The sequence below is a fragment of the Loktanella sp. F6476L genome (assembly GCF_023015725.1).
GTDB lineage: Bacteria > Pseudomonadota > Alphaproteobacteria > Rhodobacterales > Rhodobacteraceae > Yoonia.
In genome coordinates this window covers 506,861-520,564 of the sequence record NZ_JALKAR010000001.1, presented here as the reverse complement: position 1 = coordinate 520,564, position 13,704 = coordinate 506,861, and the positions used below count along the sequence as shown (strand labels likewise).

Below are 13,704 nucleotides of genomic sequence, written 5' to 3'. Positions count from 1 at the left end.
CCCTCAGTATTAGTTTGAGGTCAGTGTTACACCAACGGGCTGGAGGGTTTCAATCTCTGGTCTGAGGCCAAGCAGCGGTGCAACACGGCGGATCATCTCTGCGGCGACAGGTACAGCGGTCCAACCGGCAGTCCGGCGTGGCTTATCGCCCGAATTTTCAGACGGTTCATCCAGCGTCACAATCAGAACATAGCGCGGGTTGTCAGCAGGGAACACGCTGGCGAAGGTCGAAATCACCTTATCGTCGTAGTAACCACCGCCATTTTCGCGCGGCTTGTCCGCTGTTCCTGTCTTGCCGCCCACTTCGTAGCCCAAAACTTCGCCAAAGGACGCTGTTCCGCGTTCAACCACAGCCCGCAACATATCGCGGGATGCACGAGACACACGTTCACTGACGATACGTTCACCGTTTTGCGGATGATGTTGACGCAGCAATGTCGGTTCAACCTTCGTACCGCCGTTCAAAAGCGATGCGTATCCTGCCGCCAAATGCAGCGGAGACGTCGAAATACCGTGCCCGTAAGAGATTGTCATCGTTGAGATTTCAGACCAGTTACGCGGTAGTAATGGCGCACCTGACGGCGCTTCGATCATTTCAACTGGTGTGGCCTCTAAGAAGCCGAGTTCACCCAGAAAATCGCGTTGACGGGTGCCACCTAATTGCAATGCAATGCGAGCGGTGCCGATGTTGGACGACTTCACGATGACGTCCGTTGCGGACAATTGCGCCCCGTAGTCGTGGAAATCGCGAATGCGGAAACGACCCCACGTTAGCGGACCTTTAGTATCGATCATCGTGTTCGCGTTGATCAAACCAAGTTCCATGGCCTGTGCTACCGCGAAGATTTTGAAAGTCGAGCCGAGTTCATACACCCCCTGCACCGCACGGTTAAACAATGGGCTGTCTGATTGATCGCCCGTCAACAAAACCTGCGGGCGGTTATTAGGGTCGAAGTCCGGCAAAGACGCCATCGCGATGATTTCGCCTGTGTACACGTCCATCAATACGGATGCCGCACCTTTGGCGTTCATCAACGTCATACCGCCGTGCAACACTTCCTCGGTCGTGGCCTGCACGGTCAAGTCGAGCGACAGTTCCAGCGGCGCACCTTCGCTTGCCGGATCACGCAGGAAATTGTCGAACTGACGTTCAACGCCTGCCACACCGATAACTTCGGCGCTAGCCACCCCTTCACGCCCGTAGGACGCACCACCGAGGATGTGTGCAGCAACCGGACCGTTTGGATAGAGCCGCATTTCACGCGGGCCAAACAACAACCCCGGAGAGCCGATATCGTGGACCTGCTGCATCTGCTCAGGGCTTAACTGTCTGCGGACCCACAGAAATTTGCGCGAACCCGTAAAATCTTCGAGCAGTTCTTTTTCGTCCATTTCTGGGAAAATGGCGGCCAGCTGCGTCGCTGCGTTAGCAGGATCAACCATGTCTTGCGGGTGGGCATAAAGGCTGAATGTCTCAAGGTTCGTGGCCATGATCCGCCCGTTGCGGTCCACAATATCAGACCGCTGGCCAATGATGGGATTACCGTTGGCAACCGCACGCGGTTCTTCCGCGACGGTGCCCGCAAGCGTGCCCATGCGCAGACCAATCGTCATAAACGCCACAAAGAATGCAGCCCCAAGAACAAGCAAACGCCCTTCGGCCCGCATTCGTGCCTGATCAGCCATTTCTTCATGACGCAGGCGGATGTTCTCTTTTTCAATCGCTTTCGTGTCTTCGCCCTGATCACGGGCTTTGAGGATACGGGCAAGCGGGCGCAGGGGCGTGCGGATCATAGCGGATCCTCGTCGGTTGGTTCTGGAACGTAGTTGTTGACGTCAATCGGATCAGTGATCGGCAGGATTTCCGGCAATGGATAGATGATGTGGTCAACCTGACCGAATGCATCCGGCATCAATGGTAGAAGGCCAAGACGTTCATAATTCAGTTCTGCCAAATCACGCAGGCGATCCGGACGGTTCAGGTAAGCCCATTCCGCACGCAACATGCCGATACGTTCATGCGCCGCACCGATTTCGCGGTGCAACTTGCGGACCTCGGAAATCGCGTCACGGGTTTTGTAGTTCTCTTGATATGACCAAAACCCCAGCGCCATCACCATAATGGCCCCCACAAACAACATGAGCCCCCGCATCACCGTTTTCCCTTTTTCTTCTTCATTGGCATCCCCAAGTCCGCTGGATCAATGTCCGCCGCCGGAACGTCTGTTCTGGTGGCCACGCGCAGTTTCGCGGAACGTGATCTTGGGTTTTCAGCTAATTCTTGTTCATCCGGCCCGATAGCCTTGCGCTTTGTCACCTTGAAGGCCGCAGCGATTTCTTCAGTCGCGGGCGCATAGCGGTTGGCATTGGCCATCCCACCACCACGGGCCTGCAAGAACCGTTTGACCATGCGATCTTCGACCGAATGGAACGTCACAACAGCCAGTTGCCCACCGGGTTTGAGCGCACGTTCAGCGGCCATAAGGCCCTCTGCTAACTCACCATATTCGTTGTTCACCGCAATCCGTAGCGCTTGGAACGTCCGCGTCGCGGGATGCGATTGACCGGGCTTTGAACGTGGCAAACAGCCCTCGACAATCTTGGCGAGCTCTAGCGTTGTTTCTAACGGACGCGCCGCAACGATGGCTTTGGCAATGCGACGCGATGCGCGTTCTTCGCCATACAGGAAGATAATGCTGGCGATTTCTTCTTCATCATAGGTGTTGCAGATGTCCGCGGCCGACAAGCCGTCCTGCGACATACGCATATCCAAAGGACCGTCGCGCATGAATGAAAAGCCACGTTCGGCCAAATCCAACTGCATCGACGATACACCCAGATCCAACACGATACCGTCCAGATCAGACGCGTATTCGTCGAGCCGTGAAAACACGCCCTCAACCAGTTCAATGCGGTCGCCAAAATCTTTGGTCCACGGTTCGGCCAATTCAAACGCCAATGGATCGCGATCCACCCCGATCACTTTATCCGCGCCGGCGGCCAGCAATTCACGTGTGTACCCCCCCGCCCCGAACGTGCCATCCAGCCAAACGCCAGAGACAGGTGCGACCGCTTGGATAAGCGGCCGGATCAGGACAGGAATGTGAGGGTCGTTTTGGTCTGCGGCAGCTGACATATTCTTTATCCGTCCAACAGGCTGAGCGGATCAAAGTCGTCGCCCTGCCCTTCAAGCCAATCGGCCATGTTATCGCCGACTTCCTCGGTATAGGTTTCGGCTTTCCAAATCTCGAAGTGATCACCAAGGCCGCTGAAATACAGCTCACCATCTTTCAGGCCCAGCTTTTGGCGCTGCTTGATGGGCATGACAGTGCGACCATCCTTATCAACGTCCAGCTTGATGGATTGACCGATAAACAGCCGGGACAGGCGTTTTTTCGCGTCAGACCCACGGGGCAATGCGTTGATTTGATCGACGACCTTGTTGAACTCTTCGACCGTATAGCCGTGCAGTTCATTTTTCAGGTGATCGCCATAAAGAAGATACATGCGGGGAGATAGGCCAGTGGTCCATTCGGGATCGCCAGCCTCAAGCACACGACGAAAATCAGCAGGGATCGACATGCGTCCCTTACTGTCCACCTTTTGGGTGTGTTCGCCTGTAAAACTCAAGACCACTGTCCCTTGGTCCTCTCTGATGTGCCCAAATCGGCGTTAGATGTGAAAATGGCGAACTGAGCTGCTGCCACTGCTCAATTCGCCACCTTCTGCCCTTATCGGGCTCGTCCAGCTGCGCGCGCCACCTGGGGGGATGTCTGCTCGCTCACGCGCCGGATCTCTTCGTTCGGTAATGACGAGGCCTGTATGAAACCTGCTTTTGCCGGTGGGGTTCTTTTTCGCCCCTTGTTGTCATGTTCTCGTCGTTGCCGTGCTTATGTTGTGACCTATGTTCGCCCACCGATCAACACCTTTTTGGGATTTCATGGAACCATATGATGTTTTTCGAACACCCCAAAAACAACATATAGTATGCGCCGTTTCGAGGTAGGTAACATTCTTGTCAGTTAATAAAGGATAAATTCGGGATCAGAGTTATCCACAGCAGCATATATTGTGGTGCACAAAATTCCCAATTTTTTTGAATTTCTTTGCTTTTTGGACATTTAAAAGCGCCGAGTGCCTCGGATCGCGTGTTGTATTCGATGCGAATCTTATCGAATCCCAAACTTGCCCACTAAGATTCCATAATTTCCCAAACGCCCCATGAATTCCCAGAATCAAAAAAACCCCCGCCTGACGCGAGGGTTTTCTATTTCGATTACTTTGGCGGTCCGGTTACGCCATGCCACCGTCAATGAAACGCCGCGCCAATTGACGGTACGCTTCGGCCATCGGGCTGTCCCCCGCCGCAATTGGTGTTCCTGCGTCGCCCGCCAGCCGCGTGTCCAAATCAATCGGCAACGCGCCAAGCATCGGCACGCCGATCTTCTCGGCCTCAGCTGTTACGCCACCGTGACCAAAGATATGGCTTTCGTGACCGCAATTCGGACAATGGAACGTCGACATGTTCTCGATCAGGCCGAGGACAGGCGTGTTGAGCGACTTGAACATATCAAGTGCCTTACGCGCATCCAGCAGCGCCACATCTTGCGGCGTGCTGACGACAACAGCGCCAGTCAGTTCCGTCTTTTGGCACAATGTTAGCTGCACATCGCCGGTCCCAGGCGGCAGGTCGACGATGAGAACGTCAAGCTCGCCCCATTCCACCTGCCCTAGCATCTGCTGCAAGGCGCCCATCAACATAGGACCGCGCCAAACGACAGCCTTGTCAGGATCTACCATCAGCCCAATCGACATCATCGTCACGCCATGCGCTTTGAGTGGTATAATAGTCTTGCCGTCTGGCGAACCGGGGCGCTGATTGACGCCCATCATGCGCGGCTGGCTCGGACCATATATATCAGCGTCCAACAAACCGACGCGACGCCCCTCTTTGGCAAGCGCCACGGCAAGGTTCGAAGAAACGGTCGATTTCCCCACACCGCCCTTGCCAGACCCGATCGCAAGGATGCGGTCAACACCGGTTACCTTCGCAGGACCAGCCTGCGGTGTTGGGTGACGTCCGACCTTCAGTGCTGGTGGTTCACCCTTTGGTGCCGCCGCAGGGGTCGCAGGCCCGTGCGCCGTCAAGACAACAGACACGCTTTCAACGCCTGCCAGATTTGACACGACCGCCTGCGCGGCAGTTCGGACGCCGCCCATGCGGCTTGCTTCTTCTGGAGTCGGCGCTTCGATCACGAAACGGACGGTACTACCTTCTATTGTCAACGCCCGTACCATGTCGCGCGCAACGATAGATTCGCCGCCCGGCAACGTAACTGCGCCCAATGCGCCTAAAACTTGGTCACGTGTGACTGACATCGCTCTGCCTCTTTCTGAAATTGCACAATCTAGAAGCCTGTTTCACAGATTTGAGGCAATTCGCAAGACAACGCGGGCCCCGTAAGGCAATTTGTGACAGGTTCAAGACAATAGGTCAGTATTGCTCATGCATTTTCTGCATAGCAGCAATGCCGATTTGAATATTGTGCAGATGCAGCAAAATCCCACATAACAGTCACAACAGAAAGAACGGCACCTCCCGCCGAACGACGCAAACGAAAGACGAAGACGATGGCATTTATCACTGAGAACCGCACAGCGACAGTAACACTTGCAGACCGCGCAACAGCGCTTTTCGCGAACATCAGCGAAGCATACGCGCAGCGCAAGTTGTACAAAACAACATACAACGAACTTCAGTCCCTCACAAACCGTGAACTGGCTGACCTCGGCATCCACCGTTCCATGATCAAGCGGATCGCACTGGACGCAGCGCAGAAATAATCGCATTCGGATCACTTCTCTCCTCCCAGAATGAATGATCCGATATCCCCGGTCTACTTCCTCCCAGATATGACCGGGACACTTGAAGGACCGACGACATCCACCTCCTCCCGGATGTCGTCGGACACCTCAAAAAACAGATTTTCGGCGATGTCACCTCCTCCCGACTAGCCGAGATAGAGCGGTCCAGCCCACCTCCTCCCGGGTTAAGCTGCTCTCGTCGCCTACACCACACCTCCTCCCGTGGTCGTGGGCACAAATAAGAGAACCGCAGCGCCCACCTCCTCCCGGGCACTGCGGTTTTTTTACGTCCTGTCGGCAGGTCAAACCTAAGCCGTTCGGCGAAACACCATTTCCGTATCTTGATTGTGAGATTGGTCATTGGCCTGTGACGCCTGAAAGAAGCTCACCAATTCCCGTAGTTTTGAAGCCCCCTGCGCAAGCTTTGCCGCACTGTGCGCACTCTTATCCGCCAACGCTGCGTTCTTTTGGGTCGTGTTATCAATTTGCGACGTGGCTGCGTTCACCGCAGCCAACCCCTCTGACTGCTCTAATGCAGCTTGTGAAATCTCTTTGATGTTTGTCACAACCTGATCCAGTTCATTTCCGATCAGCCCCAAAGATGCGCCTGTTTGATCAACCAGATCAGAGCCAGACGCGACATTTGCATTGCTGCGTACGATCAGTTCCGAAATATCGCGTGCCGCTTCTGCCGTGCGTTGTGCCAAAGCGCGAATCTCGTTGGCGACAACGGCGAACCCCTTGCCAGCATCGCCGGCCCGCGCAGCTTCGATCCCCGCGTTCAGCGCCAGTAGATTCGTTTGGAAAGAAATGGAATCGATGACTTCAATGATTTTCCCGATTTCACCTGACCCGTCTTTGATTTCCTGCATTGCGGCAATCGCATCAGACACGACGCGCGTTCCTGTGCCGGAATTGCCAGCAGCTTCTTGGGCGAATGACGTCGCCTGTTGTGCATTCAATGCGGTTTGCTGCACAGCACTTGATATTTCTTCAAGCGTTGCGGCGGTTTCTTCCAAGGTGGCCGCTTGCGCTTCACCGCGGTGCGCCAAATCTTGTGCATTGCGCGCAATCTCGTTTGATTCCGTTTCCAACCCGCGGGACACGCTGTTGATGGAACTGACCAGCTGTTCCAACCGGTCCATCGTCGCGTTGAATTGCGCATTAATCGGCGCGAACAGCGGCAATGTCGCAGCTGGTAACCGCACGGACAGATCCCCGTCTGACAAAGACTGCAACCCATTGGACAAATCTGTTGTCGCCTGCCGCTGCGCTGTCACATCTGTTGCGACCTTAACAATGCGGACAACCTGACCGTTTTCATCAAAGACAGGATTATAGTACGCCTTAATCCAGACGGCCTGATTGGATTTTGTTAGCCGCCGAAATTCGCCTTCGTGAACGTCACCTGCGCGCAAAGTGGCCCAGAAATCCCTGTACTCAGCGTTTTGCGCGAATGACGGTTCCACAAACATGCTGTGCGGCTTCCCGATGACGTCCGTCTGATCATAGCCCATGAGATTGCAGAAGTTCGCGTTGGCTTCGATAATTGTCCCATCCGTTTCGAACCAGATCACGGCCATGACCCGATCAACGGCCACACGCAAACCTTCGGGCCAGGATTTCTGTGCTTCCGTCGCCGCCGATCTAAATCGCAACATCATGTCCGTCCTATTCTGATCATAAGCTGGCAGAATGGGGCTTCACTGTTGAGATATCCTTAACTTGAAACATCGCGCCACTTAGCGGCTCGCCATTGCCTTGCATGTCGGCATAAGGTGTCAAGATGACCCAAGAAATTCTAATCGCCCTGATGACATTTTCCTTCGTCAGCTCCATTACCCCCGGTCCAAATAATCTTATGTTGATGGCATCTGGTGCGAATTTCGGACTGCGCCGCACAATCCCGCATATGTTGGGAATTTCTTTGGGCCACGCATTTATGGTCACGATGGTCGGCGTCATTCTGCTGCAGGTTTTTGTCACCTATCCGGTCTTAAACACTATTCTGAAGGTGCTAAGCGTTGGTTACATGGTCTGGCTGGCATGGAAGATTGCAAATGCGGTGCCGCCCGAGGCGAAATCGGTCACCGGATCACCCTTTACGTTTATGCAGGCCGCCGCCTTTCAATGGGTGAACCCGAAAGCGTGGTTCATGGCGATTACAGCCATCACCAACTACGCCCCGCAAGAAAACGGTGTCTGGGTTGGCGCCCTGACTGTCGCCGCAGTCTTTGCCGCAACGAACCTGCCGTCCGTATCCGTCTGGGCGTGGCTTGGCGTGCAAGTCAGGCGCTTGTTGCGGACGCCGCGCCGGTTGCGCAGCTTCAACATCACGATGGCCGTACTATTACTATTGTCGCTCTACCCTGTCTTGACCCACTAGAACGGCACATCGTCCGCTTGGGCCGCATTCACGACAAAGCGCGCCACAACGTGTTTGGAACCGGCTTTGTCAAATTCGATCTCAAGCTTGTCGCCCTCAATCCCCATGACTTCGCCGTACCCAAATTTCTGATGGAATACGCGATCGCCGGTTGTGAATGCGCTGACGGCGTCCAGATCAATCGTCATGTTTTTGGCTGCAGCGGGCTGGGCCACACCGCGTTGTTGGCTGCGCGTCTGCAGCCTGCGCCAACCGGGTGAGTTATAAACGTCCGCGTTCGCGGCCTTGTCATGCAGATCCGACCCCATTGCGGCTTGGGTCGCGGGCGATGCGCTCGCGGCCATGCCAGCCGCCCCAAATCCGCCGCCGTACAGACCCGGTGGGGTTAGAACGTCGACGTGGTCCTCTGGCAATTCGTCAATGAATCGCGACGGCAGCGCCGACTGCCACTGGCCATAGACACGCCGGTTTGCGGCAAATGAAATCGTACAAATCTGTTCAGCGCGGGTGATGCCGACGTAGGCCAAACGGCGTTCTTCCTCGAGCCCTTTGACCCCGCTTTCGTCCATTGACCTTTGCGACGGGAACAACCCGTCTTCCCAACCGGGCAAGAACACTGCCGGAAATTCGAGCCCTTTGGCGGCGTGCAACGTCATGATGCTGACTTTCTCGCCCTGCTCTTCGGTCTCGTTATCCATGATCAGGCTGACGTGTTCGAGAAACCCTTGCAGATTCTCGAAATTCTCAAGCGCTTTGACAAGTTCCTTAAGGTTTTCCAACCGACCCGGTGCTTCCGGCGTTTTGTCGTTTTGCCAGAAGCCGGTGTAGCCGGATTCATCAAGGATCATCTCGGCCAATTCAACATGTGTGTCGGCCTCGGCCATCACTTGGGCATGCCAACGGTCCAAGCCATCGACCAAGATCGTCAGTTCTTTCAGTCCCTTACCGCCAAGCCGTTTTTCTTGTACGCAAATACGTGCGCCTTCCACCAGTGACACGCCACTTTCACGTGCGGCCATTTGGATCGTCTGCACAGCTTTGTCACCAAGACCTCGCTTGGGGGTATTTACGATGCGTTCAAACGCCAGATCATCGTCTTGAGACACGGCGAGCCGGAAATAGCCCATGGCATCGCGGATCTCGAGCCGTTCGTAGAAGCGCGGGCCGCCGATGACGCGGTACGGCAGGCCAATCGTCAAAAAGCGGTCTTCGAACGCACGCATCTGATGCGACGCACGGACCAAAATCGCCATATTGTCGGGGCTTATTTTATCCAGACCACGTGTGCCGCGCTGCATCGCCTCGATTTCTTCGCCGATCCAGCGCGCTTCTTCTTCGCCGTCCCAATGGCCGATCAGGCGCACCTTTTCGCCGTCTTCTTCGGCGGTCCACAATTCCTTGCCCAAACGCCCCTTGTTGCCCGCAATTACGCCGGACGCAGCCGCCAAAATATGCGGCGTGGATCGGTAGTTTTGTTCCAACCGGACCACCACAGCGCCGGGGAAATCTTTTTCAAACCGTAGGATGTTGCCAACTTCGGCACCGCGCCAGCCGTAGATCGACTGATCGTCATCACCGACGCAACAGATATTTTTATGTTTGCTCGCCAACAACCGCAGCCACAGATATTGGGCCACGTTGGTATCTTGATATTCGTCCACCAAAATATAGCGGAACCAACGTTGATATTGATCTAGGATGTCTTGGTTCTGCTGAAAGATCACAACCATATGCAGCAGAATATCGCCAAAATCGACGGCGTTCAGGTCCTTAAGACGTTGCTGGTAGGCGGCATAAAGCGCCACCCCTTTGTGATCAAAGGCACCGCCATCAGCGGTAGGAATATTGTCTGGCGTCAGCGCCTTGTTTTTCCAGTTGTCGATGATCCCCGACAACATACGCGGCGGCCAGCGTTTTTCGTCAATGCCATCGGCGCGGATCAATTGTTTGAGCAGACGCAGCTGATCGTCGGTGTCCAGAATGGTAAAGTTCGACTTCAGCCCAACCAGTTCAGCGTGACGCCGCAGCAGTTTGGCACAGACCGAATGGAAGGTGCCGAGCCACGGCATGCCTTCCACGGCCTCGCCCATCATCTGACCCACACGGTTCTTCATTTCGCGGGCGGCTTTGTTCGTAAATGTGACCGCCAAAATCTCGTGCGGACGCGCAGTCCCCGTCGCCAGCAAATGCCCAATCCGCGTGGTCAACGCTTTCGTCTTACCGGTGCCCGCACCAGCCAACATCAGCACAGGACCATCCAACACCTCAACCGCTTCGCGTTGGGCGGGGTTCAACCCGTCCAGATACGGCGCACCGCGACTGGCCATCGCGCGCTGGGACAAAGGAACGGACGCTGCCTCGAAGGCATCTTCATCGGAAAAATTGCTCATGCTGCATGTTACCGCGAATCCGTACACGTTAAAACCCTAATGTTCGCGGTCTGTTCTGCGGGTTTTACATCTTCGCGACCTTCCGCTTTCATCCGTCCAAAACAACGCACCTGAATGCTTGCCCCAAACGCGCCTTCCCCCATACGGTACCGCCATGAGCCACGATCGTTTTCCCGCCATTTCCGACCTAAAAGCCCGCGCCCAGCGCCGTATTCCACATTTCGTTTGGGAATATCTGGACAGTGGCACAGGGACAGAGGCCACGTTGAAGCGTAACCGGAAAAAGCTGGACGACGTCCTGTTTCAACCTTCGATCCTGCACGGCGTGTTTACACCAGACCTTTCGACGACGTTTCTTAACCGAGAATATCCACTGCCGTTCGGAATCGCCCCCGTGGGTATGTCGGGCCTGATTTGGCCAGGCGCGGAACAGATGTTGGCACGTACCGCCGCGAAAGAAGCGATCCCCTACACGATTTCAACAGTCGCAACCCAAACGCCAGAGGACGTCGCAGATCATCACGGTGGTCAAGGCTGGTTCCAGATTTACCCCCCACGTGACGCGGGTATTCGTGCAGATATGCTGAAACGTGCGAAAGATGCCGGATTTCATACGCTTGTGATGACAGTCGACGTGCCCGTCGCGTCACGCCGCGAACGGCAAACACGCGGTGGATTGCAACAACCGCCGCACCTGACGCCGCGCTTGGCGCTGCAGGCGGCGCTTTGTCCAGCATGGCTGGACGGCATTCGCAAAACCGGCATGCCCCGCATGAAACTGATGGACAGTTACGCCGAACAAACGACAACGCTGCCCTCAAACCAGCACGTTGGATATCTGCTGCGCACGTCTCCTGATTGGGACTATGTCGATATGTTGCGGGCTGAATGGGATGGACCGCTGATTATCAAAGGGGTGTTGGACGCAAAGGATGTCACAGCGCCCACGTCGAAAGGGGTCGATGCGATCTGGATTAGTAACCACGCGGGTCGTCAATTTGATGCGGCCCCCGCGACGATCGAAGTGCTGCCAGCGATCCGCGCGGCGACCAATCTGCCAATTATTTTCGACAGCGGCGTGCAAAGCGGTCTCGATATCATGCGTGCGCTCGCACTGGGTGCGGATTTTGTTATGCTGGGCCGAGCGTTCCATTACGGCCTAGGTGCTATGGGCGAACCGGGGGCCGCCCATGTTGTTGATATTTTGCGGCAAGATATGATCGCCAACATGGGCCAGATCGGCGCGCACCGTCTCGCCGAACTGCCCGACCGTGTGATCTAGGCGTTAGTTGCGCTTCGCCCCATTTCGTTTGGCGACGTAATCCACCAGATGCGGGACGTAGTTTTCTGGGCCATCGCCCCCATCGGCGTGCGCCATGGCAAGGCTGTTCTTGATCGCATTCCCAACGGGGTTCGCAAGGTTAACGCTATCCGCCATGGCCTCAAGATACCGCATGTCTTTCAACGCATTGGTAATCGTAAACTTGTGAGCCTCCGCGTTACCCTCGACTGCGTATCCCATGAACGTCTGATAAAACCCGCAGTCCATCCGGCTACCGCGGATCACGCTATCAAACTGTTCCGTGGTGATCCCGACCTTTTCGGACAGTGCCAGCGCTTCGGAATACATCGCCGCATAGCCCATCGCGAGCATGTTGTTGAGCAGCTTCATCTTATGCCCAGCGCCGACGTCGCCCATATGCACAATCGTACCAGCCCACGCATCAAGCACCGGTTTGATCCGCGCAAATGTGTCTTCAGACGCCCCAACCATTGTCGCAAGTTCCCCTGCTTCGGCCTGCACGGGTGTGCCGCCCAATGGCGCGTCGGCCATAAAGCATCCTTTTTCACCCAATATCTCTCCCAGTTTCGCAGTAGACGTTGGATCAGACGTCGAACAATCCACAATGACACTGCCCTCTGCCAAAGTCGGCAAAAGCGATGTGACGATGGCTTCGACCTGCGGCGATCCCGGTGCGCAGATGTGGATGATTGATGCGGCGGCCGCGAGATCGGCGAGACTGCTGGCCTCCTGCGCGCCCTGCCCGACCAGATCGTCCACTGGCCCTCTGTTCCGGTGCGCGATCACGTGCACTTCGAACCCAGTGCCCAAGATGTTCTTGGCCATCCCATGCCCCATCAGGCCTACGCCTACGAATCCAACAACGTCCTGTGCCATTTAGTCATTTCCTCCAACCCATTTGAGATGACTGTGCCCCTGCTGGTTCTATCCCGCAACCTGTTCTAGGGTTTGCACAACATTTGAGGAGGATCACCCATGCCAGACTTCGCGACCTACCCCAGCTTGCGCAACAAACCTGTTCTAGTCACAGGCGGGGCCAGCGGGATCGGCGCCATGACCGTCGCCGCATTTGCCGAACAAGGTGCCAAGGTCGCATTCCTTGATCGTGATGCAGACGCCAGTGCAAAAGTCGCCGCAGAAACAGGGGCCGCCTACGCCCTATGCGATTTGCGCGACGTCGCCGCCACGCAGGCTGCAATTGCAGAACTGGCATCGCAAGTGGGTGATTTCCTTGTGCTTGCCAATAACGCCGCCCGCGATGATCGGCATGATTGGAAAGACGTCAGTCCTGAATACTGGGACGAACGTATGGATACGAACCTGCGCCATATGTTTTTCACGATGCAAGCTGTCGCGCCTGGCATGATTTCGGCGGGTGGCGGGTCAATCATCAACCTTGGTTCAAACAGCTGGTGGGAAGCCGTCGGGAACTTCCCCGCCTACGCCACAGCGAAAGCCGCCGTGCATGGCCTGACCCGCACCATGGCCCGCGATTTGGGACGTGATCGTATTCGTGTGAATACCGTCGTTCCCGGATGGATCATGACAGAGCGTCAAAAAGAGCTGTGGACGACGCCCGAAGCGCTTGAAAATCATAAGCAATCGCAATGCCTGCCCGACCTCATTGATCCGGTTTATGTCGCCCGTATGGTTCTGTTTTTGGCATCGGATGACGCGGCGATGTGCACTGCAAGCAACTATATGGTGGAAGCCGGTTCTATATAGTTGGATGCGGGCAGCGGTTTGATCTGCTGCCCGCT

Annotated in this window: 12 protein-coding genes; 4 read left to right on the top strand and 8 right to left on the bottom strand. The window is 55.6% G+C overall.

Features of this window, described 5'->3' with window-relative positions:
- Positions 1-9 precede the first annotated feature (9 nt).
- From MWU61_RS02680 to MWU61_RS02660, 5 genes are all read right to left on the bottom strand, one after another.
- On the bottom strand, positions 10-1,794 hold the full coding sequence (locus tag MWU61_RS02680) for a penicillin-binding protein 2 (RefSeq protein ID WP_247126588.1): 1,785 nt from the start codon (positions 1,792-1,794) through the stop codon (positions 10-12).
- Complete coding sequence (locus MWU61_RS02675; RefSeq protein WP_247126586.1) at positions 1,791-2,153, bottom strand: cell division protein FtsL; 363 nt, start codon at positions 2,151-2,153, stop codon at positions 1,791-1,793. The genes MWU61_RS02680 and MWU61_RS02675 overlap by 4 nt, the downstream gene beginning before the upstream one ends.
- Positions 2,153-3,136: a 16S rRNA (cytosine(1402)-N(4))-methyltransferase RsmH gene (gene rsmH, locus MWU61_RS02670; protein WP_247126585.1), complete on the bottom strand. Its 984-nt coding sequence runs from the start codon at positions 3,134-3,136 to the stop codon at positions 2,153-2,155. Before rsmH ends, MWU61_RS02675 begins: the two co-directional genes overlap by 1 nt.
- Positions 3,137-3,141: 5 nt before the next feature.
- Positions 3,142-3,636 carry a cell division/cell wall cluster transcriptional repressor MraZ gene (locus tag MWU61_RS02665; RefSeq protein ID WP_247126583.1) on the bottom strand — a complete coding sequence of 165 codons (495 nt, stop codon included), beginning with the start codon at positions 3,634-3,636 and terminating at the stop codon, positions 3,142-3,144.
- 657 nt (positions 3,637-4,293) lie between these two features.
- Entirely contained in the window at positions 4,294-5,379 is a 1,086-nt protein-coding gene (locus MWU61_RS02660; RefSeq protein WP_247126581.1) for an Mrp/NBP35 family ATP-binding protein, read from the bottom strand.
- A 252-nt stretch (positions 5,380-5,631) separates the two neighbouring features.
- Here MWU61_RS02660 and MWU61_RS02655 point away from each other — a divergent pair, with 252 nt between their 5' ends.
- Positions 5,632-5,844 carry a DUF1127 domain-containing protein gene (locus MWU61_RS02655; protein WP_247126579.1) on the top strand — a complete coding sequence of 71 codons (213 nt, stop codon included), beginning with the start codon at positions 5,632-5,634 and terminating at the stop codon, positions 5,842-5,844.
- Between the two features lie 329 nt (positions 5,845-6,173).
- Here the strand turns inward: MWU61_RS02655 and MWU61_RS02650 are convergent, their stop codons facing one another.
- Positions 6,174-7,526: a PAS domain-containing methyl-accepting chemotaxis protein gene (locus MWU61_RS02650; protein WP_247126577.1), complete on the bottom strand. Its 1,353-nt coding sequence runs from the start codon at positions 7,524-7,526 to the stop codon at positions 6,174-6,176.
- 125 nt (positions 7,527-7,651) lie between these two features.
- Here MWU61_RS02650 and MWU61_RS02645 point away from each other — a divergent pair, with 125 nt between their 5' ends.
- Entirely contained in the window at positions 7,652-8,251 is a 600-nt protein-coding gene (locus MWU61_RS02645; protein WP_247126575.1) for a LysE family translocator, read from the top strand.
- Here MWU61_RS02645 and MWU61_RS02640 read toward each other — a convergent pair.
- A complete protein-coding gene (locus tag MWU61_RS02640; protein ID WP_247126573.1) occupies positions 8,248-10,641 on the bottom strand; it encodes a UvrD-helicase domain-containing protein in 2,394 nt (797 codons plus the stop codon). The genes MWU61_RS02645 and MWU61_RS02640 overlap by 4 nt on opposite strands.
- Before the next feature lie 154 nt (positions 10,642-10,795).
- On the opposite strand from MWU61_RS02640, the gene MWU61_RS02635 reads away from it, so the two are divergent.
- Positions 10,796-11,923: an alpha-hydroxy acid oxidase gene (locus MWU61_RS02635; RefSeq protein ID WP_247126572.1), complete on the top strand. Its 1,128-nt coding sequence runs from the start codon at positions 10,796-10,798 to the stop codon at positions 11,921-11,923.
- Positions 11,924-11,926: 3 nt separating this feature from the next.
- Here MWU61_RS02635 and MWU61_RS02630 read toward each other — a convergent pair whose 3' ends face one another.
- Entirely contained in the window at positions 11,927-12,820 is an 894-nt protein-coding gene (locus tag MWU61_RS02630; protein WP_247126570.1) for an NAD(P)-dependent oxidoreductase, read from the bottom strand.
- 99 nt (positions 12,821-12,919) lie between these two features.
- Between MWU61_RS02630 and MWU61_RS02625 the strand changes: the two genes are divergently transcribed.
- Positions 12,920-13,669, top strand: a complete 750-nt coding sequence (locus MWU61_RS02625) for an SDR family oxidoreductase (protein WP_247126567.1) — start codon at positions 12,920-12,922, stop codon at positions 13,667-13,669.
- Positions 13,670-13,704: the final 35 nt, after the last annotated feature.

Coding starts and splice junctions, on each gene's coding strand:
- rsmH (WP_247126585.1), bottom strand. CDS start 3,136: ATGTCAGCTGCCGCAGACCAAAACGACCCTCACATTCCTGTCCTGATC.
- MWU61_RS02680 (WP_247126588.1), bottom strand. CDS start 1,794: ATGATCCGCACGCCCCTGCGCCCGCTTGCCCGTATCCTCAAAGCCCGT.
- MWU61_RS02640 (WP_247126573.1), bottom strand. CDS start 10,641: ATGAGCAATTTTTCCGATGAAGATGCCTTCGAGGCAGCGTCCGTTCCT.
- MWU61_RS02675 (WP_247126586.1), bottom strand. CDS start 2,153: ATGCGGGGGCTCATGTTGTTTGTGGGGGCCATTATGGTGATGGCGCTG.
- MWU61_RS02630 (WP_247126570.1), bottom strand. CDS start 12,820: ATGGCACAGGACGTTGTTGGATTCGTAGGCGTAGGCCTGATGGGGCAT.
- MWU61_RS02650 (WP_247126577.1), bottom strand. CDS start 7,526: ATGTTGCGATTTAGATCGGCGGCGACGGAAGCACAGAAATCCTGGCCC.
- MWU61_RS02655 (WP_247126579.1), top strand. CDS start 5,632: ATGGCATTTATCACTGAGAACCGCACAGCGACAGTAACACTTGCAGAC.
- MWU61_RS02660 (WP_247126581.1), bottom strand. CDS start 5,379: ATGTCAGTCACACGTGACCAAGTTTTAGGCGCATTGGGCGCAGTTACG.
- MWU61_RS02635 (WP_247126572.1), top strand. CDS start 10,796: ATGAGCCACGATCGTTTTCCCGCCATTTCCGACCTAAAAGCCCGCGCC.
- MWU61_RS02625 (WP_247126567.1), top strand. CDS start 12,920: ATGCCAGACTTCGCGACCTACCCCAGCTTGCGCAACAAACCTGTTCTA.
- MWU61_RS02645 (WP_247126575.1), top strand. CDS start 7,652: ATGACCCAAGAAATTCTAATCGCCCTGATGACATTTTCCTTCGTCAGC.